Source organism: Micromonospora sp. NPDC047670 (genome assembly GCF_043204915.1).
Classification (GTDB): Bacteria; Actinomycetota; Actinomycetes; order Mycobacteriales; family Micromonosporaceae; genus Micromonospora.
On record NZ_JBIDDA010000008.1, the window covers coordinates 299,782 to 326,736 of the forward strand.

At 74.5% G+C, this 26,955-nt stretch carries 24 protein-coding genes; 19 read left to right on the plus strand and 5 right to left on the minus strand.

Annotated elements, in window-relative coordinates:
* Positions 1-61: 61 nt before the first annotated feature.
* Positions 62-1,513 carry an LVIVD repeat-containing protein gene (locus tag ACGF7U_RS21385; RefSeq protein ID WP_393109149.1) on the minus strand — a complete coding sequence of 484 codons (1,452 nt, stop codon included), beginning with the start codon at positions 1,511-1,513 and terminating at the stop codon, positions 62-64.
* Positions 1,514-1,651: 138 nt separating this feature from the next.
* Here ACGF7U_RS21385 and ACGF7U_RS21390 point away from each other — a divergent pair, with 138 nt between their 5' ends.
* The 5 genes from ACGF7U_RS21390 to ACGF7U_RS21410 all read left to right on the plus strand — a co-directional run bounded on the left by ACGF7U_RS21390 (position 1,652) and on the right by ACGF7U_RS21410 (position 7,717).
* Positions 1,652-2,347, plus strand: coding sequence for a DUF305 domain-containing protein (locus ACGF7U_RS21390; protein ID WP_393109151.1), 696 nt, complete (start codon positions 1,652-1,654; stop codon positions 2,345-2,347).
* Between the two features lie 44 nt (positions 2,348-2,391).
* Positions 2,392-3,636, plus strand: a complete 1,245-nt coding sequence (locus ACGF7U_RS21395) for a sensor histidine kinase (RefSeq protein WP_393109153.1) — start codon at positions 2,392-2,394, stop codon at positions 3,634-3,636.
* Positions 3,633-4,298, plus strand: coding sequence for a response regulator (locus ACGF7U_RS21400; protein ID WP_393109155.1), 666 nt, complete (start codon positions 3,633-3,635; stop codon positions 4,296-4,298). The genes ACGF7U_RS21395 and ACGF7U_RS21400 overlap by 4 nt, the downstream gene beginning before the upstream one ends.
* Positions 4,299-4,445: 147 nt before the next feature.
* Positions 4,446-5,237 carry an ABC transporter ATP-binding protein gene (locus ACGF7U_RS21405; RefSeq protein ID WP_393109157.1) on the plus strand — a complete coding sequence of 264 codons (792 nt, stop codon included), beginning with the start codon at positions 4,446-4,448 and terminating at the stop codon, positions 5,235-5,237.
* A complete protein-coding gene (locus tag ACGF7U_RS21410; protein WP_393109159.1) occupies positions 5,234-7,717 on the plus strand; it encodes an ABC transporter permease in 2,484 nt (827 codons plus the stop codon). Before ACGF7U_RS21405 ends, ACGF7U_RS21410 begins: the two co-directional genes overlap by 4 nt.
* 106 nt (positions 7,718-7,823) lie before the next feature.
* Here the strand turns inward: ACGF7U_RS21410 and ACGF7U_RS21415 are convergent, their stop codons facing one another.
* Together ACGF7U_RS21415 and ACGF7U_RS21420 are read right to left on the minus strand one after the other, a co-directional pair.
* Positions 7,824-9,086 (minus strand): nucleotide sugar dehydrogenase, encoded by a 1,263-nt coding sequence (locus tag ACGF7U_RS21415; protein WP_393109161.1) that lies wholly within the window; start codon positions 9,084-9,086, stop codon positions 7,824-7,826.
* Between the two features lie 252 nt (positions 9,087-9,338).
* Positions 9,339-10,739, minus strand: coding sequence for a protein kinase (locus tag ACGF7U_RS21420; RefSeq protein ID WP_393109163.1), 1,401 nt, complete (start codon positions 10,737-10,739; stop codon positions 9,339-9,341).
* Positions 10,740-11,282: 543 nt separating this feature from the next.
* On the opposite strand from ACGF7U_RS21420, the gene ACGF7U_RS21425 reads away from it, so the two are divergent.
* The 10 genes from ACGF7U_RS21425 to ACGF7U_RS21470 all read left to right on the plus strand — a co-directional run bounded on the left by ACGF7U_RS21425 (position 11,283) and on the right by ACGF7U_RS21470 (position 19,089).
* Entirely contained in the window at positions 11,283-11,912 is a 630-nt protein-coding gene (locus tag ACGF7U_RS21425; RefSeq protein ID WP_393109165.1) for an RNA polymerase sigma factor, read from the plus strand.
* A gap of 16 nt (positions 11,913-11,928) precedes the next feature.
* A complete protein-coding gene (locus tag ACGF7U_RS21430) occupies positions 11,929-12,693 on the plus strand; it encodes a hypothetical protein (protein ID WP_393109167.1) in 765 nt (254 codons plus the stop codon).
* A 140-nt stretch (positions 12,694-12,833) separates the two neighbouring features.
* Positions 12,834-14,069 carry an ergothioneine biosynthesis glutamate--cysteine ligase EgtA gene (egtA, locus tag ACGF7U_RS21435; protein ID WP_393109169.1) on the plus strand — a complete coding sequence of 412 codons (1,236 nt, stop codon included), beginning with the start codon at positions 12,834-12,836 and terminating at the stop codon, positions 14,067-14,069.
* On the plus strand, positions 14,066-15,403 hold the full coding sequence (gene egtB / locus ACGF7U_RS21440) for an ergothioneine biosynthesis protein EgtB (RefSeq protein ID WP_393109171.1): 1,338 nt from the start codon (positions 14,066-14,068) through the stop codon (positions 15,401-15,403). The genes egtA and egtB overlap by 4 nt, the downstream gene beginning before the upstream one ends.
* A 124-nt stretch (positions 15,404-15,527) precedes the next feature.
* A complete protein-coding gene (gene egtC, locus ACGF7U_RS21445; protein ID WP_393109173.1) occupies positions 15,528-16,274 on the plus strand; it encodes an ergothioneine biosynthesis protein EgtC in 747 nt (248 codons plus the stop codon).
* Positions 16,275-16,319: 45 nt separating this feature from the next.
* Positions 16,320-17,285 (plus strand): L-histidine N(alpha)-methyltransferase, encoded by a 966-nt coding sequence (gene egtD, locus ACGF7U_RS21450; RefSeq protein WP_393109175.1) that lies wholly within the window; start codon positions 16,320-16,322, stop codon positions 17,283-17,285.
* 301 nt (positions 17,286-17,586) lie between these two features.
* Positions 17,587-18,174, plus strand: coding sequence for a TMEM165/GDT1 family protein (locus tag ACGF7U_RS21455; protein ID WP_393109177.1), 588 nt, complete (start codon positions 17,587-17,589; stop codon positions 18,172-18,174).
* A gap of 38 nt (positions 18,175-18,212) precedes the next feature.
* The gene (locus ACGF7U_RS21460) at positions 18,213-18,575 is read left to right on the plus strand and encodes a DUF1622 domain-containing protein (RefSeq protein ID WP_393109179.1); all 363 of its coding nucleotides are present in this window, start codon (positions 18,213-18,215) and stop codon (positions 18,573-18,575) included.
* A complete protein-coding gene (locus tag ACGF7U_RS21465) occupies positions 18,575-18,895 on the plus strand; it encodes a hypothetical protein (protein WP_393109181.1) in 321 nt (106 codons plus the stop codon). Before ACGF7U_RS21460 ends, ACGF7U_RS21465 begins: the two co-directional genes overlap by 1 nt.
* Entirely contained in the window at positions 18,892-19,089 is a 198-nt protein-coding gene (locus ACGF7U_RS21470) for a hypothetical protein (RefSeq protein WP_393109183.1), read from the plus strand. Before ACGF7U_RS21465 ends, ACGF7U_RS21470 begins: the two co-directional genes overlap by 4 nt.
* A gap of 3 nt (positions 19,090-19,092) precedes the next feature.
* Here the strand turns inward: ACGF7U_RS21470 and nhaA are convergent, their stop codons facing one another.
* Positions 19,093-20,415, minus strand: coding sequence for a Na+/H+ antiporter NhaA (gene nhaA / locus ACGF7U_RS21475; protein ID WP_393109185.1), 1,323 nt, complete (start codon positions 20,413-20,415; stop codon positions 19,093-19,095).
* A gap of 336 nt (positions 20,416-20,751) precedes the next feature.
* Here nhaA and ACGF7U_RS21480 point away from each other — a divergent pair, with 336 nt between their 5' ends.
* Positions 20,752-22,206, plus strand: a complete 1,455-nt coding sequence (locus tag ACGF7U_RS21480; RefSeq protein WP_393109187.1) for a polysaccharide biosynthesis tyrosine autokinase — start codon at positions 20,752-20,754, stop codon at positions 22,204-22,206.
* Here ACGF7U_RS21480 and ACGF7U_RS21485 read toward each other — a convergent pair.
* Positions 22,187-22,765, minus strand: a complete 579-nt coding sequence (locus ACGF7U_RS21485; RefSeq protein ID WP_393109189.1) for a low molecular weight phosphatase family protein — start codon at positions 22,763-22,765, stop codon at positions 22,187-22,189. The genes ACGF7U_RS21480 and ACGF7U_RS21485 overlap by 20 nt on opposite strands.
* A 159-nt stretch (positions 22,766-22,924) precedes the next feature.
* Between ACGF7U_RS21485 and ACGF7U_RS21490 the strand changes: the two genes are divergently transcribed.
* From ACGF7U_RS21490 to ACGF7U_RS21500, 3 genes are all read left to right on the plus strand, one after another.
* Positions 22,925-24,145, plus strand: coding sequence for a glycosyltransferase family 4 protein (locus tag ACGF7U_RS21490; RefSeq protein WP_393109191.1), 1,221 nt, complete (start codon positions 22,925-22,927; stop codon positions 24,143-24,145).
* A 206-nt stretch (positions 24,146-24,351) separates the two neighbouring features.
* The gene (locus ACGF7U_RS21495) at positions 24,352-26,043 is read left to right on the plus strand and encodes a DUF4012 domain-containing protein (RefSeq protein WP_393109193.1); all 1,692 of its coding nucleotides are present in this window, start codon (positions 24,352-24,354) and stop codon (positions 26,041-26,043) included.
* Positions 26,044-26,056: 13 nt separating this feature from the next.
* The gene (locus tag ACGF7U_RS21500; RefSeq protein ID WP_393109195.1) at positions 26,057-26,695 is read left to right on the plus strand and encodes a hypothetical protein; all 639 of its coding nucleotides are present in this window, start codon (positions 26,057-26,059) and stop codon (positions 26,693-26,695) included.
* The last annotated feature ends 260 nt before the right edge of the window (positions 26,696-26,955 follow it).

The window sequence follows — 26,955 nt, forward strand, 5'->3', positions numbered from 1 at the left end:
CTGTCGCACAGGTGGGCCCGGCCCCCGAGGTGAGGGCCGGGCCCGTCGGCGCGGTGTGTGACTACCAGCTCAGGTAGCTGGGCTGCGTCTGCACGTTCAGCTCGCGGTACCGGACGAGGTTCGCCGTCCAGGTCCGCCAGTCGGTCAGCTTCAGGACGTCGAAGCCCTTCTGCATGTCGTTGGAGTAGATGTAGCCGTTGTAGTAGTACGCGGACCAGGAGCCGCCGCCGGTCAGCCGGTCCGCCGACAGCGGGCCCCGCTCCCAGAACGCGATCTCCTCGGGGTTGGCCGAGTCGGTGAAGTCCCAGACCGAGATGCCGCCCTGGTACCACGCCTGGACCATGATGTCGCGCCCGAGCACCGGGATCAGCGAGCCGTTGTGCGCCACGCAGTTCTCGGTGTCGGCGTTGGCCCGGGGGATCTTGTAGTAGCTGCGGAAGACCATCTTGCGGGCGTCACCGCGGCCGGTGATGTCGTAGATGGCGTCCGCACCCCGGTTCGGGCCGATGGCCTCGTTGCAGGTGGCCGCGCCGCCGCCGCCCAGTTCGTCGGTGAAGACCACCTTCGTGCCGGAGTTGTTGAACGTGGCCGAGTGCCAGAACGCGAAGTTGACCGTGTCCCGGACCTGGTGGATGACCCGCGGGGCCTCGCGGTCCGAGATGTCCATCAGGATGCCGTCACCCATGCAGGCGCCGGCGGCGAGGTTCTTCTCCGGGTAGGCGGTGATGTCGTGGCAGCCGGTGGTCGCCGAGCCGCCCGTGCGGCCCTCGTATCCGCCGTCGGGGAAGAGGTTCGGCGTGGCCACGACCGACGCGTCGGTGGGCGTCTTCAGCGGCACCCTGACGATGGAGATCGAGTCGTGCGGCGGCTGGCAGTCGGGGAACTCCGCCCGCGGGCTGTACGAGGAGACGTACAGATAGACCGTCTTGCGGTCCGTCCCCGGCACGAGCGTGTGCGTGTGCGAGCCGCAGGCCGTCTCCACCGCCTTGATGTAGCGCGGGTTGGCCTTGTCGCTGATGTCGAAGACCTTGATGCCCTCCCAGGACTCCTTCAGCGTCGCCGACGCGCCGGCGCTGTTGCAGGAGTCGTCGCTGCGCGGGGAGTCGGTGGAGAGGAACAGCAGGTCGCCGTGGACCGAGATGTCGTTCTGCGACCCGGGGCAGTACACCTGCGACACGACGGTCGGCGCGGTCGGCCGCGAGATGTCGTAGATGACGAACCCGTTGTAGTTGCCGGCGAAGGCGTAGCGGCCCTGGAAGGCGAGGTCGCTGTTCGTGGCGTCCAGCGGGGCCTGCTTCGGCAGGTTGGCGACCTGCCGCAGGTTGGGGCTGCTCACGATCTCGTCGACGCCGGGGATGGTGTTGTTGGTGTCCACCGTGCCGGACGGGGCGAAGCGCGCCGCCACCCCGGCATTCCCCGGCGGGGCGGTGGCGACACTGGCGAGGAGGAGGCCGGCCGCGGCGATGCTCACGGTGGTGAGCCGTCGGGCCCGCGGGGTGCGGAATCTGATCATCGGCGAGGCCCTTCGCAAGGGGGTGACGATTGTCGACACCTTACCGTCCGACGAGAGTCATCGATGTGACCTGGGTCACATGTTGGGCTCTCCGTCAATGGATACGATCGCCATGACCTCTACCGGCGGGAGTGGCCCATGACCAACCGGCGCGCGCGGATCCTGGCCGTCGTCACATCCGTGCTCGTGGTGTCGGTCGGGGCCGTGGTCCTGTCCCGGTCCGGCGAGGAATCGACCCCGCCCGCTGCGCAGCCGGTCGCCGCCTCGGCGTCGGCTCCGGCCCCGGTCGATCCGGGCCGACCCGCCGTGATCGTGCCGGGCCGACCGGGTGAGACCGCCGCGGTCCGCCCCGCCGAGGAGCTGCGCGGCGCCGCCACCTCCCGGCACAACTCGATGGACGTCTGGTTCGTCCGGATGATGATCCCGCATCACGCCCAGGCCCTGGAGATGGCCGAGCTGGCCCCGGACCGCGCCGCCGACCCGGACCTGCGCGCCCTCGCCGAGCGGATCAGGGCCAGCCAGGGCCCGGAGATCGGCATGATGCGGGGCTGGCTGCAGGCCCGGGGGCTCTCCACCGACGTGCCGGGGCACGACCACGGCAGCATGCGGGGCATGCAGTCGCCCGAGGCGATGCGCCAGCTCGCCGCCGCCCGGGGCGCCGAGTTCGACCGGCTCTTCGTCCGGATGATGAGCGAGCACCACCGGGGCGCCGTCCAGATGGCCACCGACCTGCTCAAGGTCGGCGCCGACCTCACCCTGTCCGAGTTCGCCAACTCCGTCGCCACCGAGCAGGCCGTCGAGATCGACCGGATGCGGGACCTGCTAACCTCCTGAGCCGGCGTGCGCCGGCCGCACCTCACCCGCGGCACGTACGCTGGGTGACCGTGAACCGCACGATCTTCGGCCGCCCGCTGCGCAGCGTCGCCTTCGACGTCCTCGTCTCCGCGATGGTGGTGCTCCTCGGCCTCGTCGGTCCGGTGAACCAGCCCGGCGGGTGGAAGGCCACCCTGGTCGGGGTCGCGATGGCGGTGGCGCTGCTGTTCCGCCGCGCCCACCCGTCGGCGGTCGCCGCCGCGGTGGCGGTGCTCGCGCTGATCCAGGTGGCCGCCACCTGGGGCCCGCTGGCCTTCGACGTCGCGGTGCTGGTCGCCCTCTACAGCGTTGTGAAGTACGCCGACCGGCTCCGCGACGGCGTCCTCGCCGGGGCCACCGCCGCCGTCGGGGTGGTGCTCGCCGCCGTCCAGACCCGGGGCGCCGTCGCCTGGTGGGCCACCGCGATCTACTTCGGGCTGGTCACCGGGGCGGTCTGGCTGGTCGGGCTGAACGTGCGGACCCGCCGGCTCTACGTGCTCAGCCTGGAGGAGCGGGCCGCCACCCTGGAGCGGGAACGCGAGGCGGAGGCCCGCGCCGCCGTCGCCGGGGAGCGCACCCGCATCGCCCGCGAACTGCACGACGTGGTGGCGCACAGCATGGCCGTCATGATCGTGCAGGCGGACGGGGCGCGCTTCATGCTCGACCGGGACCCGGAGACCGCCCGGCACGCGGTGAAGGTGGTCGCCGACACCGGCCGGCAGGCGCTGGAGGACATGCGTCGGCTGGTCGGCGTACTGCGCGAGGCGGACCCGCCCGACGCGGCGGCCGCCCCGGGCGCGACGGACGCGCCCGGCGACGCCGGGGTGACCGCCGACCCGGAGCACCGCCGGCTGGTGCTGGCCGAGCTGCCCGCCCTGCTCGACCGCTTCCGCGCCGCCGGCCTGCGGGTGCGCCACACGGTCACCGGCGAGCCGGCGCCGCTGCCACCCGGGCTGGAGCTGACCCTCTACCGGGTGGTGCAGGAAGGGCTGACCAACGCGCTCAAGCACGCCGGCGTCGGCGCCGGCGTCGAGGTCGGCCTCCACCACGGCGGGGACGCCGTCGTGGTCCGGGTGGTCGACGACGGGCGCGGCCGGCCCCCGGTCGGCCCCGCCCCGTCCGGCGGGCACGGCCTGGTGGGCATGCGCGAGCGGGTGAGCGTGTACGACGGCAGCCTGGCCGCCGGCCCGCGACTGGCCGGGGGCTGGCAGGTCGAGGCGCGGCTGCCGCTACCGTCGGCGCCCGGGACGACGGAGGTGAGGGCGGCATGACGGTCCGCGTGGTGATCGTGGACGACCAGGCGCTGGTCCGCGCCGGCTTCCGGATGGTGCTGGACTCCCAGCCCGACCTGGAGGTCGTCGGCGAGGCGATCGACGGCGCGGACGCGCTGCGGGTGCTGGCCCGCATCGAGGCCGACGTCGTGGTGATGGACGTCCGGATGCCGACCATGGACGGCGTGGAGGCCACCCGCCGGATCTGCCAGGACCGGCCCGCCGGGTCGCCCCGCGTGCTGGTGCTCACCACCTTCGACACCGAGGCGGACGCCTTCGCCGCGCTGCAGGCCGGCGCCAGCGGCTTCCTGCTCAAGAACGTGCCGCCGGAGGAACTGCTCGCCGCCATCCGGGTGGTCGCCCGGGGCGACTCGGTGGTCGCCCCGTCGATCACCCGCCGACTGCTCGACCGCTTCGCCGGCCGGCTCGGCCCGGGGCCCGCCGAGGACCCCCGCCTCGCCCAGCTCACCGAGCGCGAGCGCGAGGTCCTCCTGCTGGTGGCGCAGGGGCTCTCCAACGCCGAGATCGCCGCCCGGGTGCACGTCGCCGAGGCGACCGTGAAGACCCACGTCGGGCGGATCCTGGCCAAGCTCCAGCTCCGCGACCGCGTGCAGGCGGTGGTGCTGGCCTACGAGAGCGGCCTCGTCACCCCCGGCGGCTGAGCCGGCGTACGACCCGGGTCGTACGGGTCCGCCCCGTCGGGGGCACCCCTGGTCGCAGCGAGGTCGAGCGCGCGGGTGGACGCCCCCCGGCCACCGCGCCCATAGCGTCGGAGACGTCCCAGTCACGATCTCCACGGGGAGCACCACGTGTCCGTCGCACCTCCCGCGCACGCCACCGCCGGCGTCGCGGTCACCGCCCGCGGCCTGTCCAAGCGGTACGGCGCCGGCCAGGCCGCCGTCGTCGCGCTCGACGACGTCGACGTCGACTTCGCCGCCGGCCGGTTCACCGCCATCATGGGCCCGTCCGGCTCCGGCAAGTCCACCCTGATGCACTGCCTCGCCGGCCTGGACCGCCCCACCGCGGGCAGCGTGCGCATCGGCGACGCCGACCTCTCCCGGCTCGACGACAAGCGGCTCACCCTGCTGCGCCGCGACCGGGTCGGCTTCGTGTTCCAGAAGTTCAACCTACTGCCGGCGCTGACCGCCGAGGAGAACATCGTGCTGCCGCTGGCGATCGCCGGCCGCCGGCCGGAGGCGGCCTGGCTTCGCCAGGTCGTCGCCGCGGTGGGGCTCGCCGACCGGCTGCGCCACCGGCCCGCCGAGCTTTCCGGCGGGCAGCAGCAGCGGGTGGCGGTCGCCCGCGCGCTGATCACCAAGCCGTGGGTGATCTTCGCCGACGAGCCGACCGGCAACCTCGACTCGCGCTCCGGCGCGGAGGTGCTGCGCCTGCTCCGCGAGGCCGTCGACGCCCTCGGCCAGACCGTGATCATGGTTACCCACGACCCGCTGGCCGCCGGGCACGCCGACCGGGTGGTCTTCCTCGCCGACGGCCGGCCCGTGCGGGACCTCACCGCGCCGACCCCCGAGCGGGTGCTGGACACCCTCGCCGGCCTCGACCCGGCGCGCGTGCCGGCCGGCGGACAGGCGGTGGCCCGGTGATCCGGCTGACCCTGCGCCAACTCCGCGCCGAGGCGCTGCGCCTGTTGCTCTCCTCGCTGGCCATCGTGCTCGGCGTCGCCTTCATCGCCGGCACGCTGATCTTCGTCGACGGGATGCGCGCCGGCGCGTACGACCGGGCGGGCACGTTCGACCGGCACACCGACCTCGCCGTGTACTCCGCCACGAAGGACCCGCTGCCGGCCGCGCTGGTCGACCGGGTGCGCGCGCTCGACGGGGTCGCCGCCGCCGAGGGGGAGCTGTTGGGCTCCGGCGGGATCGTCGGCGCCGACGGCCGCCCCGTGCTCGGCTACGCCGTGCTCGCCGCGGTCCCCGTCGACCCGGCCCTGCGCTCGTACGACGTGGTGGCCGGGCGGCTGCCCGACCGCCCCGGCGAGGTGGTGCTGGACGCGCTCACCGTCGCCGAGGAGGGCTTCACCCTCGGCGGGCCGGTACGCGTCGGCGGCAGTCAGGGAGCGGCCCGCCCGTACACCCTGGTCGGCACCGTCGACGTGGCCGACACCTCTCGCGACGTCGGCGGCCCGTTCATCGGCCTGGTCGGCGCGGACGCCCTCGCCGTGACCGGGCAGCGCGGCTACGACCGGATCATGGTGGCCGCCCGTCCCGGGGTCGCGGACGCGGCGCTGGCCGACCGGCTCGTCGAGACCGCCGGAGCCGGCGCGACCGTCAAGACGCGCCAGCGCATCCTCGACGACGCGGTCGAGGACGCGGTCCGCAACCTGGAGCAGTTCAACATGGTGCTGCTGACCTTCGCCGGGGTCGCGGTGGTGGTCGCCGGGTTCGTCATCGCCAACACCTTCGCCATCGTGCTCGCCCAGCGGACCCGGCGCACGGCGCTGCTGCGGCTGGTCGGCGCGACCCGGGGGCAGCTGTTCCGGGCGGCGCTGCTGGAGTCCGCCGTGATCGGCGCGGTCGCCTCCACGGCCGGCGTGCTGCTGGGCGTCGCGCTGGCCGGCGGCATGAACCAGCTCATGACGCGGCTGGACGCGCCGGTCTCCGGCGGGCTCACCCTCACCGCCTCGACCGTGCTGCTCAGCCTGCTGCTGGGTACGGCGATCACGGTGGGCGCCGCCCTGCTGCCCGCGTGGCGGGGCACCCGGGTGCCGCCGGTCGCCGCGCTCACCGACGCGGCGGTCCAGCCCGCGCGCCGTGCCGGCCGGTTCCGGCTCGCCTCCGGTGCGCTGGTCTTCGCCGCCGGGGTCGCCGCGCTGGTCGGCGCCGCGTTCGCCGTCCAGGTGGTGCTTGTGGCGCTCGGGGGGGTGCTGACCTTCTTCGGCATCGTGCTGTTCGGGCCGGTGCTCGTCCCGGCGCTGGTGCGGGTGCTGGGCTGGCCCGCCCGCAAGCTGTTCGGCGCCACCGCCGGCCTGGCCGTCGCCAACGCCGTGCGCAACCCACGCCGGATCGCGGCGACCGCGACCGCCCTGGTCATCGGCATCGGGCTGGTGTCGGCGTTCGTGGTGGGCGCGCGCAGCACCAAGGACGGCATCGAGCGCAGCGTGGACGCCGAGATCGGGGTCGACTGGCTGGTCACCGGGGTCGGCGGGGACCTGCCCGCGCCGCTCGTCGGCGAGCTGCGCGCCCGGCCCGAACTGGCGGTGGTGCACGAGCAACGCAGTGCCGTCACCGCCGACGTCGAGGTCCGGGCCGCCCACCCCGCCCTGGTCGGCCGGACGCTGACCGGGGTCGTGGCCGGCGACGTCGACCGGCTCGCCCCCGGGTCGGTGCTCGTGCACCGGGAGTTGGCGCAGGCGCGGGGCTGGACGACCGACTCCACCGTCACCGTGCGGGGGCGCTCGTTCCGGGTGGCCGCGATCGTCACCGACGACGGGCCGGCCCCGGCCGGCAGCTCCGTCCCGGCCGGTCACGTGATCGACGTGGTGGACGCGGACTTCACCGCGCTCTTCCCCGCCGAGCGGGGCTACCTGGCCGAGATCGACCCCGCCGACGGCGTCACCGCCGACCAGGCCCGGGCCGCCATCGAGGAGGTGGTCGCACGCTATCCGACGGCCAACCTGATGGACCAGGGGGCATACAAGAAGATGCTCACCAGCACGGTCGACATGCTGCTCGCGTTCGTCACCGCGCTGCTCGGCCTGGCCGTGGTGATCGCGTTGGTCGGGGTGGCGAACACGCTGAGCCTGTCGGTGGTGGAGCGGACCCGGGAGAACGCCGTGCTGCGGGCGGTCGGGCTGACCCGGGGCCGGATGCGGGCCATGCTGGCCGTCGAGGCGGTGCTGATGGCGCTGGTCGGCGCGCTGCTGGGGGTCGGCCTCGGCACCGGCGTCAGCGCGGCCGCGATGGCCCTGCTGGCCAGGATCAGCGGGGACTTCGCCGTGGTGCTGCCGCTGGGTCAGCTCGGGCTGATCCTCGGGGTCGCCGTGGTGGCCGCCCTGGTCGCCTCGGTGCTGCCGGCCCGCCGGGCGCTCGCCCGGCCGGTGGTCGAGGCGCTCGGCGACCAGTGACATCCGCCGGCCGGTCCCGTCGCCCTCGTCGGGTGGCGGGACCGGCCAGCGGTGCCGGGTCTACAGCCGCTCCACCAGGGGCGGAGACCGGCCCGTGCTGCCGGGTCTACAGCCGCTCCACCACCGGGCCGGAGCACCGGTTGCGGGTGTCGAAGACGTACCGGGCGTGCCGGACGACCAGGTCGTAGTCGAAGTCGTCGTGGTCGGTGACGACCACCACCGCGTCGGCCGCGCGGACCTCCCGCTCGGTCAGGTCCACCACGAGGACCCCGGCCGGGATGTGGTGCGGTTCCGCGTACGGCTCCACCGCCCGCACGTCCGCCCCGAGGGCCTGCAGGCGGCGGGCGACCTCGACGGCGGGGGAGTCGCGCATGTCGCCGGTGTTCTTCTTGTACGCCAGCCCGAGCAGCAGCAGCCGGGCCCCGCTCACCGTGCGGCCGGTCCGGTTCAGCCCGCCCATGATCCGCTGCGCCACGTGCTCGGGCATCTCGTGGTTGATGTCGTTGGCCAGCTCGATGAACCGGAACTGCCGCCCGAGGCGCCGCTTTACCTGCCACGACAGGTAGCACGGGTCGATCGGCAGGCAGTGCCCGCCCACCCCGGGGCCGGGCCGGAACGGCATGAACCCGAACGGCTTGGTCTCGGCGGCGTCGATCGCCTGCCAGACGTCGATGTCCAGGTGGTGGGAGAGCATGGTCAGCTCGTTGATCAGAGCGATGTTGACCTGGCGGAAGGTGTTCTCGATCAGCTTGGTCAGCTCCGCCACCCGGGTGGAGCCCACCGGCACGGTCCGCTCCACGATCCGCCGGTAGAACCCGTCCACCCGCTCCAGGGAGTCCGCGTCCACGCCGGAGACCACCTTCGGGGTGTTCTCCAGCCGCCACGTGCGGTTGCCCGGGTCGATGCGCTCCGGGCTGTAGCCGAGGTGGAAGTCGCCGGGGCTGCGCAGCCCGCTCGCCGACTCCAGCAGGGGGCGCAGCAACTCCTCGGTGGTGCCGGGGTAGGTGGTCGACTCCAGGATCACCGCGCAGCCCGGCCGGACGTAGGGGCCGATGCCGATGCCGGCCTGCTCCACGAAGCTGAGGTCGGGGGTGCCGTCGCGCAGTGGCGTGGGCACCGTGATCACGCAGATGTCGAAGCCCTCGGCGTCGGCGTACTCGGTGCTCGGGTGGTAACGGCCGCTGCCCAGCGCGCGGCCCAGCCGGTCGGCGGGGATGTCCTCGACGAACGACTCGCCCGACGCGAGCCGCTTGACCCGGTCGGCGTCGACGTCGAGGCCGACCACGTCCAGACCGGCCTCGACGGCCCGCATGGCCAGTGGCAGGCCGACGTACCCCTGGCCGATCACGACCAACTTCTCAACGCTCACCCGGACTCCCGAGGCAGACGGAAACAACGCCGCTTCGGAGCGTAGGGCGATCCGTGTGCCCGTAAGTCCGTTTTGGGATTATCGGTGCTGCTGGGACGCGCGGCGCGTCAGCGGCGCGTCACCCGCGGCGCCCGGACGCCGCCTGGCCGGGGACGGGTCGCCGCGGGCCGTCAGCGCGCGGCGTCCGGCCGGAGACGGGCCGCGAGCCGCGGCACGGGTGTCGACGGGCCGCGAGCCGCGCGGACGCCACGGTCAGGAGGCGCGGTCCGTCGCCGTGCCGCCGCCCCCGCCGGCCGGCGGCGGGTTGCCCCCACCCGGCGGGGTGGTCTGGGTGCTGGACGGCGCCGGGTCCGTGGGCTCCGTCGGCGGGGTGGACGAGGGCTCGCCGGTGGGCTCCGGGTCGGTGCTCCGCGTCGGCTCTGGGGATTCCGGTCTTGCCGACTGGCTCGGCTGCGGCGAGATTGGGGACGCGGTGGCCGACGGCGACCTGCTGGAGGTGGAACCGGCGGGCCGGAACGGCCGACCCGAGTCCGGGTTCTGCTCCACGTCCCCCGCCGGCACCTCGGCGCCCCCGCTCGGAACGGCGGCCGGTGCCGTCGTCGGCACGTTGACCGCGGGCGCGTCGGCCTCGCCCGCCGCGCCCAGCGCCGCGCCGAGCCCGGCCAGCGCCACCAGCACCGCCGCGGCCGCGCCGACCAGGGTGCCGCGGCGCCGCTTCCGCACGGCCCCGGCCGGCACGACCGGCACGTCGGTGCGGGTGCCCGGGTCGGCGCCGCGCAGCGCGGCCACGCCGGGGGCCGCCACCATGGCGGTCGGCGCGGACGGGTCGGAGACGGCGGCGCGGGCGGCCTCGGCCATCGCCGCCCCGCTGCTGAACCGGTCGGCCGGGTCCTTGGCCAGGGCGCGGGAGACCAGCGCGCGCACCGCCTCCGGAATGTCGTGCGGCAGCTCCGGCGGCTCGTCGTCGAGGTGCCGCACCGCGACCTGGAGCGGGTTGTCGCCGGTGAACGGCGGGCTGCCGCTCAGGCAGCAGTAGGCCACGGCGCCGAGGGCGTAGATGTCGGTGGCCCCGGAGACCGGCCGGCCGGCGGCCTGCTCGGGCGCCATGTAGAGCGCGGTGCCGGGCACCGCGTTCGTGCTGGTGATGCTCGTGACGTTCGTCGACCGGGCGACGCCGAAGTCGACCAGCACCACACTGCCGTCCTCCTGCACCAGCAGGTTGCTCGGCTTGACGTCGCGGTGCACGATGCCGCCGAGGTGCGCGGCGTGCAGCGCCTGCGCGACCTGCGCGACGATCGCCATCGTCTCGCCCACGTCGAGTCGGCCGGCGGCCTCGATCCGCTTGGACAGCGGCTGGCCGGTCACGAACTCCATGACCAGGTAGTCGGCCCGGCCGCCGTCGGGCAGGTCGTCCTCGCCGCAGTCGAAGACCTGGACGACGCCGGGGTGCCGCAGGGCGGCCATGATCCGCGCCTCGGCACGGAAGCGGGCGATGAAGTCGGGGTCGGAGACCAGCGCGGGCAGCAGGACCTTGACCGCGACCTGACGGCCGAGGACGAGGTCCTTGGCACGCCAGACGTCGCCCATGCCGCCCGTGGCGACACGCTCGTCCAGGCGGTACCGACCGCTGAGTACGACCTCCGATGACAACACAGCACCACCGTACCCAGAGCGGCGGAGAACGGCGCGTCGTGAGGCCGCCGCCGGACGGGCGCCGCCGGAGCGGCGGGGACAGGGGCCCGCCAGCCGCCTCGGATATGCTGTGACCGGCCGTGGACACGGCGTGACGAGATCCACCCATCGTCGCCGTATGCTGGGCGAACGCCCCTTCCGTCGGTGCCGCGACCGAGCGCAGCGTCGCGGGGCCGCGTCGCGTTACGGCGACTCGCCCCCCATCGGCTAGATAATTCTCACTCTTTTGCCGACCGGGCCTGACTTGTCCGATCGACCCGGCGCTCCTACCGTTAGCCCGACTCGGGCCCGCCCCACGGCGTCGCCGGCGCTGTGTCGTCGGCCCTGCCGCCGTGGCGAGAGTCCAGACATACCGTCCGGGCCGCCGCGGCCCCGGGTGTGACCAGGTCAGCGGGGGGCTGAGGGTGCGGGATCAGGTCCGGTCGTCGGACCGTGCTGACGTCGCGCACGCCCGGATCGGCGTGCGCCGCCCCGGTGTGCCCGGGACGCGGAGGTGGCGGGCACGTGTCCGCTGAGCTCAACGAGGCGGTCGCGGCGGCGCAGGCCGGCGACGAGGACGCCTTCCGTTTCCTCTACCGCAGCCTCCAGCCCGGTCTGCTGCGATACCTGACCGCCCTGGTCGGCGCCGACGCCGAGGACGTCGCCTCGGAGACCTGGCTGCAGATCTCGCGCGACCTGCCGAGCTTCACCGGCGGTGAGTTCCGGGCCTGGACGGTGACGATCGCCCGCAACCGGGCCATGGACCACCTGCGGCGGCAGCGTCGCCGCCCGTCGCTGCCGGTCCCGGTGCAGGCGCTCAGTGAGCTGGCCGGCGACGCCGACACCGCTGAGCGGGCCGGCGAGACGATCGGCACCGAGGCGGCGCTGGCGCTGATCGCCACCCTGCCGCCCCGCGAGGCCGAGGCGGTCCTGCTCCGCGCGGTCATCGGGCTGGACGCCGAGACCGCCGGGCGGGTGCTCGGTCGCCGGCCCGGTGCCGTGCGCACCGCGGCCCACCGGGGGCTGCGCCGGCTCGCCGCCCTGATGGAACGCTACGACCTGTCCCAGCCGCCGACCGCCCCCGAGGGCACCACGCCGCCGCGTCCGCGCGCCGGTCGGCGGCAGGCGCCGCACGCCGAACCGGCGGACGGTTGACGTGAGGGGATTCGGGATGAACTTCCGCCGCCGGAGCGAGCGGCCCGCCGACCGGGCCGAGTCCGACCGGCTGCTCGACGTGGCCCGCGCCGGCTCGCCCGGCGCGGCCGATCCGGAGCCGCTCGCCCGGCTGCTCTCCGCCGCCGCGGCGCCCGCGCGCCCCGGCGAACTGGCCGGCGAGGAGGCCGCGCTGGCGGCCTTCCGGGCCGCCCGCGCCGCCGCGCCCGCCACCGGTGCCGCCGCCGCGCCGCGGACGCCGCGCGGACGCCGGTTCACCGCCGGCGCCGTGGCGTGGGCCGCCGGCGTCGTGGTCACCGCGACGGCGGGCGCCGCCTTCGCGGCCGTCACCCTGGACCGCCCCGACGACCCGGCTCCGCCGCCGCGCCCGACCACCCCGACGCCGGCCACCACGGCGACGGAGCCGGGCGGGTCGACCGGCGCCACCGGCAGCGGGGGCGCCCCCACCGGCACGCCCGGCGACGCCCCGCCCAGCCCGTCCGCCGGCCCCACCCCCGGTGCGGTCACCCCCGGTGGCCCGGCCGGCGGCGGACCGCGCCCGCCGCAGCAGCGCACCGAGCAGTTGCGTGGGCTCTGCCGGGCGTACCTGACCAAGCCGCCCGCCCAGCGGGACAGGACGCTGGACACCGCCGCGTACGCGGGCCTGGTGACGGCGGCGGGCAGCCGGGAGAACGTCGACGACTTCTGCCGCGAGCTGGTGCCCGACGCGGCGCCGAAGAAGGCCGAGCCCACGCCGCGGGCGACCCCGGCGGCGGCCGGCTGATTCCCCCGCCCGTTCCGGCCGGCCACGCGTAATTCGTCTGATAGACAGGATCGGGTGGGCCGTCGGTGCCCTGCCGATGTCGGTGGCCGGCGCTACGGTGGCACGGACCGGAGATCGGCGCGGGGAAGGGAGCCCGTCCTGTGGTGACGTCGCCGGAGCTCGACCGGACCACCGTCCTGCACGAGCGCGCCGCGGCCGCGCGCCACCTCGCGCGGATCTGCTTCAAGACCGGCCCGCCGACCCACATCGGCGTCGAACTCGAATGGACCGTGCACGACGCCGCCGATCCCGCCCGCCCGGTCGACGGCGAGCGGCTCCGGGCGGCCCTGGGGCGGCACTGCCCCCCGACCCTCGATCGCGCGAGCCCCGCCGCACCGCTCCGCCACGGTGGCACCGTGACCGTAGAGCCCGGCGGGCAACTGGAGATCTCCACCGCGCCCCGCACCTCGATCGCCACCCTCGTCCACGCCACCGACGGCGACATGGCCGAGGTGAGCGGCCTGCTCGCCGCCGCCGGGCTGGTTCTCGGACGGAGCGGCATCGATCCCCACCGGCCGCCGCGGCCCGTGGTCGAGACCCCCCGCTACCGCGCCATGCGCCACGTCTTCGACCGGCGCGGCCCGGCCGGGCGGACGATGATGTACAGCACCGCCGGCCTGCAGGTCTGCCTGGACGCCGGGGAGGCGGAGCATCTGCCGGCCCGCTGGGCTGCGGCGCACGCGCTCGGGCCGCCCCTGCTCGCCGCCTTCGCCACGGCCGACCGGCACGCCGGCCGCGCCACCGGCTGGGCGTCCGCGCGGATGGCCGCCTGGTATGCCATCGACCCGGCCCGCACCCGTCCGGTGTGGACGCCGGAGCGGGCCGACGTCGACCCGGTCACCGCCTGGGTCGACTACGTCCTCGCCGCGCCGCTGCTCTGCGTGCGTGCCGCCGGCCCCGACTGGACGCCGCCGCCGGCGGTCACCTTCGCCGACTGGGTCGACGGGGCGCTGCCCCGACCGCCCACCACCGACGACCTCGACTACCACGTGAGCACCCTCTTCCCGCCGGTCCGCCCCCGGGGCTACCTGGAGCTGCGTTACCTCGACGCACAGCCCGGCCGGGACTGGGCGGTCCCGCTTGCGGTGCTCGCGGCCCTGCTCGCCGAGCCCGGCACGGTGCACACGGCCCGGGCCGTCGCCGCGCCGGTGGCGCACCGCTGGCACGCCGCCGCCCGGGACGGCCTGCGCGACCCGGGGTTGGCCGTCGCCGCCGTGGAGCTGTTCGACCTGGCCCTGGCGGCGCTGCCCCGGCTCGACCTGCCGGCGGCCCGGCACGAGGAGATCGACCGAGACGTACGGCGGCGACGGGCCGCCGCGGGGAGGAGGCACCGGTGACCGGAGCGAGCACGCCACGCGCGGGCGCGGAGCAGCTGCGCAGCCGGATCGCGGCGGAGCTGGAACGCACCCGTGCCCGCACGGCGCTGCTGACCGACGCGGTCGACGAGACCGACCTGGTGCGGCAGCACTCGCCGCTGATGTCCCCGCTGGTCTGGGACCTCGCCCACGTCGGCAACCAGGAGGAACTCTGGCTGGTCCGCGACGTGGGCGGCCGCGAGCCGGTCCGGCGGGACATCGACGACCTGTACGACGCGTTCAAACAGCCCCGCCGGGACCGCCCGTCGCTGCCGCTGCTGCCGCCGCGGGAGGCCCGCGCCTACCTGCGCACCGTCCGGGACAAGGTGTTCGACCTGCTGGACCGGGTGGCGTTCACCGACCGCCCGCTGGTCGCCGACGGCTTCGCCTTCGGCATGATCGTGCAGCACGAGCAGCAGCACGACGAGACGATGCTCGCCACCCACCAGCTCCGCGCCGGGCCGGCGGTGCTGCACGCCCCGCCGCCGCCGGAGCCGCGGACCCGGGTCGGCGGCGAGGTGCTGGTGCCGGCCGGTGACTTCACCATGGGCACCGACACCGACCCGTGGGCGCTGGACAACGAGCGCCCCGCCCACCGGGTCCACCTGCCGGCGTACGTCATCGACGCCGCTCCGGTGACCAACGGCCGCTACCGCGAGTTCATCGCCGACGGGGGCTACGACGACCCGCGCTGGTGGAGCCCGGCCGGTTGGCGGCACCGCCGGGAGGCGGGGTTGTCCGCGCCGATGCACTGGCGGCGCGACGGCGACGGCTGGGCCTACCGGCGCTTCGGGCGGTGGGCCCCGGTCCGCGACGACGAGCCGGTGGTGCACGTCTGCTACCACGAGGCGCACGCGTTCGCGGCCTGGGCCGGCAAGCGGCTGCCGACCGAGGTGGAGTGGGAGAAGGCGGCCCGCTGGGACCCGGCCACCGGCCGTTCCCGACGCTACCCCTGGGGCGACGACGACCCCACGGCCGAGCACGCCAACCTGGGGCAACGGCACCTGTGGCCGGCCCCGGTGGGGGCCTACCCGGCGGGCGCCTCGCCACTGGGCGTGCACCAGCTCATCGGTGACGTGTGGGAGTGGACGTCCACGACGTTCCGGGGGCACCCGGGCTTCACGGCCTTTCCCTACCGGGAGTATTCGGAGGTCTTCTTCGGCGACGACTACCAGGTCCTGCGGGGCGGGTCGTTCGGCACCGACCGGGCCGCGTGCCGGGGCACCTTCCGCAACTGGGACTACCCGATCCGGCGACAGATCTTCAGCGGCTTCCGCTGCGCCCGGGACGCCCGGCCGGAGGAGGCGCAGCCGTGAGGACGGGACGACCCCCCGCGTCGCCGGGTGACCCTCTCGCGACCGGCCGCCGGCGCCGGCCGCGCGCCGAGCCGCGTCGACCCTCGCGCCCCGGCCGGGCGGCCGGGCGGGGCGGTGCCGCCTGATGTGCCGTCACCTGGCCTACCTCGGGCCGCCGGTCACCCTGCGGGAACTGCTGTTCGACCCGCCGTACTCCCTGGTGCGGCAGTCCTGGGCGCCCCGTGACATGCGTGGCGGCGGGACGATCAACGCCGACGGCTTCGGCGTCGGGTGGTATCCGGGCGACGGCGAGCCGGTGCGCTACCGGCGGGCCCAGCCGATCTGGAGCGACCCGACCATCGCGCAGCTCGCGGCGGTCACCTCGGCCGGCGCGGTGCTCGCCGCCGTCCGTTCCGCGACGGTCGGCATGGCGGTGCTCGACGGGGCCGCCGCCCCGTTCGCCGAGGGGCGTTGGCTGTTCAGTCACAACGGCATGGTGCGGGGCTGGCCCGACTCGGTGGTCCCGCTCGCCGGCACCCTGCCGGTACGCGACCTGCTCACCCTCGACGCGTCCACCGACGCGGCGCTGCTGTGGGCGCTGGTCCGGCACCGGCTGCGGGCCGGGGTGAAGCCGGCGCGCGCGATCGCCGAGACCGTCACGGCGGTGGCCGCGGCCGCGCCCGGATCCCGGCTCAACCTGCTGCTCACCGACGGGCACACCGTGGTGGCCAGCGTTGCCGGGCACGCGCTGTCGATCCGCGCGACCCCGGCGTCCGTGCTGCTGTCGTCCGAGCCGCACGACGACGACCCCGGCTGGCAGGCGGTGCCGGACGGGCAACTGGTGGAGGCGACCGCGACGGGGGTGCGCGTACGCGCTCTCGCCGAGGTCTGACCGCCGCCCGACAGGGACGTTCCACCCGACGACGAAGGGGAAGACATGAGCGCGGAGCCGCTGGAGATCCACCTCGAGGAGCAGGACCTGGGCCGCAGCCTGCGGGAGGACGTCCGCGCCGGCCTGACCGCCGAGGCGAAGTGGCTGCCACCCAAGTGGTTCTACGACGCCCGTGGCAGTGAGCTGTTCGAGGAGATCACCCGGCTGCCGGAGTACTACCCGACCCGGGCCGAACGCGCCGTGCTGGCCGACCGGGCGGGCGCGATCGCCGAGCTGACCGGGGCGAAGACGCTGATCGAGCTCGGGTCGGGCTCGTCGGAGAAGACCCGGCTGCTGCTGGACGCGCTCACCCGCCGGGGCGGCCTCGGGACGTTCGTGCCGCTGGACGTGTCGGTCAGCGCCCTGCGCCGGTCCACCGCCGAGATCGCCGCCGACTACCCGGGGCTGCGGGTGCGCGGCATCGTGGGGGACTTCACCCGCCACCTGGACCGGTTGCCGGCCGGCGGGCGGCGGCTGGTGCTCTTCCTCGGCGGCACCATCGGCAACCTCCTGCCCGCCGAGCGGGCGCGGTTCCTGGCCGCCATGCGGGCCGCGCTCGAGGCGGGGGACTGGTTGTTGATCGGCACCGACCTGGTCAAGGACCCGGGGGTGGTCGTGCCGGCGTACGACGACGCGGCCGGGGTCACCGCCGAGTTCAACCGCAACGTGCTGCGGGTGATCAACCGGGAGCTGGGCGCCGACTTCGACCCGGAGGGGTTCGCCCACGTCGCCCTGTGGGACCCGGAGCGGGAGTGGATCGAGATGCGACTGCGCGCGCTGCGGCCGATGCGGGTGCGGGTGCTCGACCTGGAGGTCACCTTCGCCGAGGGCGAGGAGCTGCGCACCGAGGTGTCCGCGAAGTTCCGGCCGGAGGGCATCGCCGCCGAGCTGGCGGCGGCCCGCTTCGCCGCCCACGACTTCTGGACCGACCCGGACGGCCTGTTCGGCGTCACCCTGGCCCGCGCCGAGTGACCGGAGCCGGGTAGTCCCGGGGGACGGGCCGGCGACCACGGCGCGACCCACGGCGGGCGGACCGTGGGCCGGGCGGTGGCGCGTGACGATCTTCACCCGCCGCGTCCCGCCCGGTCGGTGGTCGGCTAGGCTGGGCGGCGCGAAGGGGAGTAGCCCCCAATGTCGTGGTCGACACACTGGTGCGTTCCGCATCCGGCCACGCGGCCTCGGTCTCCGGGGCGGGCGAGACCTTCGACCCAGGCTGTCGTAGCCGGGTCGAGGGCGCCCCGTACCTCCTCCCGGCGTGATCCGGAAGGATGTCATGGAAGGTTTCCTCGTCGCGCTGGTGGTCAGCTTCGGCGTCATCTTCGTCGCCGAGCTGGGGGACAAGTCCCAGCTGATGGCGCTGACCTTCGCCACTCGTTTCAAGCCCGTGCCGGTCCTGATCGGCATCACCGTCGCCACCGCCGTGGTGCACCTGGCCTCGGTGGCGATCGGCTACGGCCTCGGCGCCGCGCTGCCGACGGAGTGGATCTCGCTCGTCGCGGGTCTGGCCTTCCTCGGCTTCGGTGCGTGGACCCTGCGCGGGGACACCCTCACCGAGGAGGAGAAGCGCAAGGCCGAGAAGACCAGCAAGTCCGCCATCGTGGCGGTGTCGGTCGCGTTCTTCCTGGCCGAGCTGGGCGACAAGACGATGCTCGCCACCATCACCCTGGCCACCCAGTACGGCTGGTTCGGCACCTGGCTCGGCTCGACCGTCGGCATGGTGGCCGCGGACGCGCTGGCCATCCTGGTCGGGCGGATGCTGGGCCGGAGGCTGCCGGAGAAGACCATCAAGTACGGCGCCGCGGTGCTCTTCGCGATCTGCGGGCTCTGGCTGATCCTGGAGGCGGTCGCGCAGCTCACCTGACGCCGACTAGCGCCCGACGGGCCGGGTAAGGCCAGCGGGTGGGCGTCGAGGAGGTGCTGCGGCACGGCTACCAGGCTCTGGTCACCGCGGTGGAGGTGGCCGGCGCGGTGGTCATCTTCGTTGGGGCGGCCTGGGCGGCGCTGCGGTTCGCGGTCGAAGGGCTGCGGCACCGCAGCGCCGCCGTGTTCACCCCGATCCGGCTCTCCCTGGGGCGGTTCCTCACCCTCGGGCTGGAGTTCCAGCTCGCGGCGGACATTCTGCGTACGGCGGTCTCGCCGACCTTCACCCAGATCGGCCAGTTGGCGGCGATCGCCACCATCCGGACCGCGCTGAACTACTTCCTCGGCCGGGAGATCCGCCAGGAGCAGCGGCAGGTTGGGGAGACGGGGCGGGGCGGGTGATGCGTGCCCTGGTCACCGCCACCACCGCGTTGGCCACGGTCGCCGGGCTGGCGGTGCTGGTCTGCACGGGCTCCTGGCGGTGCGCGCTGCGGGTGCTGTTGGACCTGCTCACCGCCGCCGGCCTGCTGCGGCTGGCCGGCGACCAGGGGTGGGCGGAGCTGGCCGCGGCGGCGGCGATCATCCTGCTGCGCCGGCTGCTGTGGGCCGCGCTCGCCGCGACGCCGGCGCGACTATCGGCGGCCTCCAGCGGGCAAGAGGATCACCACCTACCGTTGGCGGTAGGAGGCGAAACCGGAGAAAGCGGGAGGACTGCCACATGAGCAAGCACGACGAACCGAACGAGTACGGATTCGCCGGGGGCGCCACCGCCCCGCAGCCGCCGGCCGGCGGGCGCGTCGACGAGCAGGACCGGGCGGAGGAGGTGGCGGTGCCGGGCGACGACCTGATGGAGCCGGTCAGCGACGCCCTCGCCGACGAGCAGGAGGAGCGCCGGGCGGCCGAGCGGCGCCGCTGACGGTCAGCCGTCGCCGCGTTGGTAGACGTCCGGCACGCCGTCGCGGTCGGCGTCCACCCGCTCCGCCTCGGCGATGCGCCGATAGGCGGCGTTGCGCCGGACCAGCACGACCGTGGCGAGCAGCGCGGAGATCACGGAGCCGGTGAGCACCGCCGTCTTGACGTTGTCGTCGGCGGTGCTGCCGGCGCCGAACGCGAGTTCACCGATCAGCAGCGAGACGGTGAATCCGATTCCGGCGAGCAGCGCCACCCCGAGCAGGTCGGACCAGGTGATGTCCTCGTCGAGCCGGGCCCGGGTGAATCGCGCGAGCAGGAACGTCGAGCCGAAGATCCCGACGGCCTTGCCGAGCACCAGGCCCGCGACCACGCCGAGCACGATCGGGTCCGTGGCGACCGCACCCAGGTCGGTGCCCCGCAGCGAGACCCCGGCCGCGAAGAACGCGAAGACCGGCACCGCGAACCCGGCCGAGATCGGGCGCCAGCGGTGCTCCAGGTGCTCGGCGAGCCCGTGCCCGTCGCCGTCGCGGCCGCGCAGGACGGGCACGGTGAAGCCCAGCAGGACGCCCGCCACGGTGGCGTGCACCCCGGAGGCGTGCATGAGGCCCCACGCGGTCGCCGCGAGTGGGATCAGCGCCCACCACCAGGTCCTGCGGCGCTGCACGAGAACGCCGAACAGCGCGATCGGGGCCAGGGCGGCGAGCAGTGGCAGCGGGCTGAAGTCGTCGGTGTAGAACACGGCGATGACGGTGATCGCGAGCAGGTCGTCGACCACCGCGAGGGTGAGCAGAAAGGCCCGTAGGCCCTGCGGCAGGTGGGAGCCGATGAGGGCCAGCACGGCCAGGGCGAACGCGATGTCCGTCGCGGTGGGGATGGCCCAGCCCCGCAGCCCGTCCCCGCCGGCGACCAGGTTGACCGCGACGTAGATCAGCGCGGGTAGCACCATGCCGCCGACGGCGGCGATCACCGGCAGGGCCGCCCGGCCCGGGTCCCGCAGCTCACCGGCGACGAACTCGCGCTTGAGTTCCAGCCCGACCACGAAGAAGAAGACGGCCAGCAGGCCGTCGGCGGCCCAGGCCGCCAGGCTCAGGTCGAGGTGCAGGGCCGCCCCACCGGACCACGGCACCCAGTCACCGAGAGCCTCGTAGGAGGAACCCCAGGGCGAATTCGCCCAGATCAGCGCGATCACCGCGCCGACCAGGAGGAGGGCGCCGCCGACGGTCTCGGTCCGCAGCACGTCGGCCAGGAACCGGGCCTCCGGCCAGGACGTACGCGAGAAGAGCCGGCGGGGCGCGCGGGACGGGTCGGTGTGCGGGGCGCGGTCGCTCATGCGCGAGGTCCACCTCGTTGTCTGGGCAGCAGGGGGTCAACTGCCGACCAGGCTTCCCGGCACACCGTTTCCGACCCTATCCATCGGCGGCCTGGCCGGCGAGTCGGGACGGGTCGCCGGTCGGCAACGTCACGCCCGTTCGCTTCTCCCCGCTACCCGGGACGCCGCCCACCCGTTTGTCGGTTGGCGGGTCGGGCGCAGATGTCAAGGGGCGAAAATACGTAACTCGGGACATAAGTCGTATGAGTCGCTTTAATGGTTTCACGAGATTAAGTCGACCTTGGGGGTTTTCGTGAAGTTCTTTGGCGTTACCGGCCTGGTACGGAGGCGCGCCTGATGGACCTGTACCGCCAACTCCGCCTCGTGCGCCAGCACTGGTGGATCGTGCTCCTCACCGTCATGGTCGCCCTCGGGATCACCGCCCTCGTCACCGTCCGGGCCCAGCCCCGGTACGTCGCCTCGGTGACCTTCTTCGTCACCACGCCCAGTCAGGGCGTCACGGACGCCTACCAGGGCGGCCTCTTCCTCCAGCAGCGCGTCAAGTCGTACGCCGAGCTGCTGACCAGCGACCGCCTCGCGCAGAGCGTGGTGGCCGAGAACCCCATCGGGCTCACCGCCGAGGAGGTTCAGCGCCGGGTCAGCACCTCGACCGAGACAGGCACCGTCCTGCTGCGCGCCTCGGTGACCGACACGGACCAGAACCGCGCGCTGAAGGTCACCGAACTGCTCTCCGCGAAGTTTGTGGAGCTGGTGCAGAAGGTGGAGACGACCCAGGACGGCAAGGCCGGCCCGATCAAGATCGAGGTGGTCAGCGGGCCGCGGGTCAGCCCCACCCCCGTGTCGCCGCAGCCGGTCCGCAACTTCGTGATCGGCACGCTGCTGGGATTGCTCGCCGGCGTCGGCCTGGCGATCCTGCGCGGGCTGGCCGACGTGCGGCTGCGCGACGCCGCCGGCCTCCAGCGCACCACCGGCAGCCCGCTGCTCGGTGAGATCCCGTTCGAGAGCACCGCGAAGTCGGAGCCGTTGATCGTCGGCGAGGCGGCGAACTCCGCCCGGGCCGAGGCGGTCCGCAAGCTGCGGACGAATCTGCGCTTCGTCGACGTGCACGAGCCCGCCCGGGTCATCGCGGTCACCAGCGCCCTGCAGGGCGAGGGCAAGACCACGCTCTCCTGCAACCTGGCCATCGCCCTGGCGGAGGCCGGCTGGCGGGTGCTGCTGGTCGACGCCGACCTGCGCCGCCCGAAGGTCGCCGACTACCTGGGGCTCGACGCCGGCATCGGACTCACCGACGTGCTCGTCGGTGACGTCCAGGTCGGCGACGTGGTGCAGCGCTGGGGCGACAAGTCCCTGCTGGTGCTCCCGAGTGGCTCGGCGCCGCCGAACCCCAGCGAGCTGCTCGGCTCCAAGGCGATGGCGGACCTGCTGCTCGCCCTGCGGGAGTCGGCGGACATCGTCATCATCGACACCGCGCCGCTGCTGGCGGTGACCGACGGCGTGGTGGTGGCCGTGCAGGCCGACGGCGCGCTCCTGGTCTCGCAGCAGGGCCGCACCTCGCGGACCCAGGTGGCCGCCGCCGCGCGCTCCCTGCACTCGGTCTCCGTGCGGCTGCTCGGCTGCGTGCTGAACATGGCCAAGGTGGCCAAGGCCGAGGCGTACCAGTACGAGGCCTACCGGGTGGTGACGGCCGGGGCCACGGACGTGCCGGCGGACCGGGCCACGCCCGCCCGGCACGCGGATCGGATCGACGGCCTCAGCGACCGGACGCAGGAACTCACCCGGCTGTCCCGATGAGCGCCGCGAGGGGTCGCAGCGACCGTTCGATCTCCTCGGCGCAGCGTCGGAAGTCGGCGGCGGTGCCGCCGATCGGGTCCACCAGGTCGTCCGCGTCGGGGGTGGCGGGTTGCAGCCATCCCCGGGCGCGGGCGGCCGCCCGGACCGCGGCCCGCAGGGGCCCGTCGACCGGACCCGCCGCCGCGTCGTCCGCCGCATCCGTCGCCGCGTCGGCGGCCTCGGCCAGCCGGCCGAACTGGCGGAGGGTGAACGTCCGGTGCAGCGCCGCCGGCGCCAGCGCGGTGCAGACCGACCGCTGGCGCCGGGTCGCCGTCAGCACCAGCGTCGCCCCGACCAGGAGTTCTCCGCGCAACCGGCGGCTGCGGAATTCGGCCGGTTCACCGCCGGCCTCCGCCGCCACCTCCGCTGCGTACGGGTGCATCGGCAGGTCGTCGACGGCGTCGGTGCCCGCGCTGGACACCAGGACCGGCTGCCCGGCCAGCAGGCGGCGCGCGAGGTACTCGGCCATCGGCGACCGGCACAGGTTGGCGTGGCAGACGAACAGCACCCGGTCGACCATGTGGACCCCTCTCGTCGGTGCCGTCGCGGGCAACGCCGCGACGGCGGTCGGCCGACGGTGCCGGCCGGACGCGGAGGGGATGCGGGCATCGTACGCGGGCCCGGGCCGTCAACGGGGCCATGCCGCGCCGCGCCGCGCCGTCCGGACGGAGGCGCGCCGGTGAGGATCGGGATCCTGACGTACCACTTCCCGCCCGAGCCGGCGTTCATCCCGGGCAGCCTCGCCGAGGAACTCGCGGTGCGAGGACACGAGGTGAAGGTGCTGACCGGCTTCCCCGACTATCCCGGCGGACACGTCTATCCGGGGTGGCGGCAGCGGTGGCGGCACGAGACCCGCAGCGAGCGGCTGACCGTCCGGCGGGTCCCGCGCTACAGCGGCGGCGACGGGTCGGCGCGCACCCGGATGGCCGGCTACCTGTCCTTCGCCGGGAGCGCCACCCTGACCGGGCGGTCGTTCCTCGCCGACGTCGACGCGCTCTACGTGCACCTGCCCCCGGCGACCGCGTTCGCCGCGGCGGGCCTGCTGCGCCTGCTGGGTCGGGTGCCGACCGTCGTGCACGTGCAGGACGTCTGGGCGGCGGACGAGCCGGCCGACGCGGAGCACGGGCGGTGGGCCGGGCGGCTCGGCGCGGCCATGACCCGGGCGTACCGGGCCGCCGACCGGATCGCGGTCGCCGCGCCGTCGCTGCGGGACCGGGTCGTGGCCGCCGGCGCCGACCCGGCCCGGGTGCAGGTGGTGCTCAACTGGACGGACGAGCGGATCTTCCAGCCCGCGCGGCCCAGCCGGGCGGCGCGGAGGCTGGTGCGCCGCGACGACCGCTGCGTGGTGATGCACGCCGGGACCATCGGGGCCCGGCAGGGTCTGGAGACGGCGGTACGGGCGGCGGCGGCGCTGGACCGCACCATGGACCTCGTCCTGGTGGGTTCGGGCGCGCAGGAGCGGCGGGTGCGGGGGCTCGCCGCCGAGCTGCGGGCCGACAACGTGCGCTTCGTCGAGCGCCGTTCCCCGTTGGACATGCCGGAGCTGTACGCCGCCGCCGACTACCAGCTCGTCATGCTGCGCGACCTGCCCGAGCTGCGCAGCACCCTGCCGGCGAAGCTCCAGGCCGCGTTCTCCTGCGCCGCGCCCGTGGTGGCCTCCGCGGGCGGCGACACCGCGGAGCTGGTGGAGCGGGCCCGCGCGGGCCTCTCCTGCCCGCCGGAGGACTGGGCGAGCCTGGCCGACCGGTTCTGGCTGGCCGCCACGATCCCGCCGTCCGCCCGGGCGGACATGGGCCGGCGCGGCCGGGAGGCGTACCTGAGGGAGATGTCGATGCCGGCGGGCGTGGACCGCGTCGAGCGGCTGCTGTACGACGCGGCGGCCGGTCGCACGGGCCGCTGAGCCGCGAGCAATCCTCGCGTATTGCCCAATACCGTCATCTAGCGGTGTAAACGATCGTTACCTGGTAGGAACAGGCGGAGGAATCGGGCCATCTGTCCGTTTCGGGAAGGACGTGTGGTGTGACGGAGAGCCAGAGACCGCGCCGACGGCGTAGTCGGTCCCGCCGGCGGCGACAGCTTCGGCGTGCCCTGCTCGCCTCCCTCGTGGTGGGCTCGCTGCTGCTGTTGACGGGGGGCTGGGTGGGCTTCCGGGGCTGGCAGGCCCGCGCCCACCTGCTCAACGCCGCCGGGCTGGCCCGCGAGCTGAGCGCCCAGGTGGTCGGCGGCGACACGGCCCGGGCGCAACGCACCCTCGCCGCGTTGCAGGAGCAGGCGGGCAAGGCCCGGGCCGCGACCGGCGACCCCGGCTGGTGGCTCGGCCGGCACACCCCGTACGCCGGGGACAACCTGGCCGCCGTGCGGCAGATCGCGGTCGCGATCGACGATCTCGCCCGGCAGGCGTTCCCGTTGCTGCTGCGTACCGATCTGACCAGCCTGGTGCCCGCGGGCGGGCGGCTGGACGTGGCCGGGCTGCGGACGGTCTCGGCGGAGCTGACCACAGTCAACTCGGCGGTGCAGGGCACCCGGAGCAGCCTCGCCGTGGTGCCCACCGACGGGCTGGTGAGCCAGGTCCGGCAGGCGCTCGTCGACCTGCGGGGCGAGATCGACCGGCTGGCCAACCTCACCGCCGCCGCGGACCAGGCCAGTCGGCTGCTCCCGGCCCTGCTGGGCGCCGACGGCCCCCGCACCTATCTCGTCGTGTCGCAGAATCCGGCCGAACTGCGCGCCACCGGCGGCATGATCGGCGCGTACGCCGTGATCCACGCCGACGCCGGCCGGGTCCGGATGGGACAACAGGGGACCAGCAGCGCGCTCGGCCGGTTCCAGCCGCCGCTGAAGGTGCCCGCGGAGGTGCGCCGCCTCTGGGCCGACCTGCCCGGGATCTATCCGGCCGACGTCAACCTCACCCCGCACTTCCCGACCGCCGCCGCGCTCTACCGCGAGATGTTCCGACGGCGTACGAAGACCACGGTGGACGGTGTACTCGCCGTAGACCCGGTGGTGTTGTCGTACCTGCTGAAGGCCACCGGCCCGGTGATGGTGCCCGGCGGCGTCCCGCTGGCCGCGGAGAAGGTCGTGCAGACCGTGCTCAGCGACAGCTACCAGCGGATGGAGAACGACGAGCAGGACGCCTTCTTCGCTTCCTCCGCCGCCGCCGTGTTCAACGCGCTGGTTACGAAGAAAGTCGACCCGAAGGGTTTATTGTCCGCATTCGACCGTGCTGTCACTGAACGCCGGATATTGTTCTGGAGTGCCCGACCTGAGGAACAGCGGACAATCGGCGACAGCCGAATGGCCGGGGTTCTCCCGGAGAAGGACACCGTGCCGACCGTCGGTGTGTTCCTCAACGACGGCAGCGGCGCGAAGCTCGGCTACTACCTCCGGCCGGCGGCGACCCTCACGGTCGGCGACTGCCGGGCCGACGGCCGTCGGGAGATCCGGCTCCGGGTCACCCTCCGCTCGTCGGCGCCGAGGTCGGGCCTCAGCAAGTCGGTCCTCGGCCTCGGCCTGGCCGGCGACCCGTACACCATCCGCACCCTGGTGTCGGTGCACAGCCCGGCCGGCGGGGCCGTGCTCACCACCCGTCTCGACGGCGTCGAGACGGCGGTGGGCAGCGGCACCGAGCGGCGCCGTCAGGTGACCACGGCGAACGTCGAGGTCAGCCCGGGAACCTCCCGCACCTTGGAGGTCACCGTGCTCACCGCGAAGACCGGCGCCGGCACGGCCGAGCTGTGGCTGACCCCCACCGCCACCCCATGGACCACCCAAGTTGTTTCCGCACCAAGCTGTGACCAGTAGGAGGGAACCAATCATGCGGCTATCCCGCATCATCATGGCGCTCACGGTCGGTATGGCCGTGCTGGCCGCGCCGACCGCAGCGGGGGCGGCGCAGCCGCAGCCGGCGCCCGGCACCGGTACGCCACAGCCACCGGTCTACCCGCCCGGCCCCGCGACGCTCGCGGTGAGCCCGACGACCGTCGTGGTCGGCCAGACCGCCACCCTGATCGGCACCGGCTGGGCCGACTTCGAGACGGTCGTGATCACCGTCAGCACCTCGCCGCTCGCCGCCGCCGTTCCGGGCGCCGAGCAGGCGCGGCGCAGCACCGGCGAGACCATCGCGATGGCGCCGGTCTCGTTCCAGCAGGCCCCCCAGCCCAGCCCCCGGACCATCGTCGTCACGGCGGACGACAACGGCGAGTTCCGCACCACCTACACGCCGCGTCACCCGGGCACCTACACCTTCCGGGCGGAGGGCCAGACGTCGCGGCAGGTGGCGACGGCGACGCTCATCGTGCTCAAGAAGCACGCGCCGCCGCTGCCCGTCACGGGTGACAGCCTGAGCACCCCGATGAAGTTCGGCGGCGGCCTCGTCGGCGCCGGCGCGGTGCTCCTGCTCCTGTCGCTGGTCTGGCGCAAGCGTCACCGCTTCGGCATGGGAGCCGCGCGCTGACGGTGAGCACCCTCCGGGCAGTGCCCGGCACCGCGAAAGGCTGACGCCCGTCGGGAGGTTCCCGGCGGGCGTCAGCCCGTTTCGGCGTTTCTTCCCTTGTGGGTTGCTTGGTCTGCTTGGCTCTTGCCCTGTTTGGCTTGCTGCGCGTCGGGGTGGGGTGTGGGGTTGGGTTGCGGTGCGTGGTGGTGGGGGTGTGGGGCGCGGGGGGGGGGGGCCGCGCCGGGGGCGGGTATTACCAACCAGCCCCCCCCCGGCCCCAC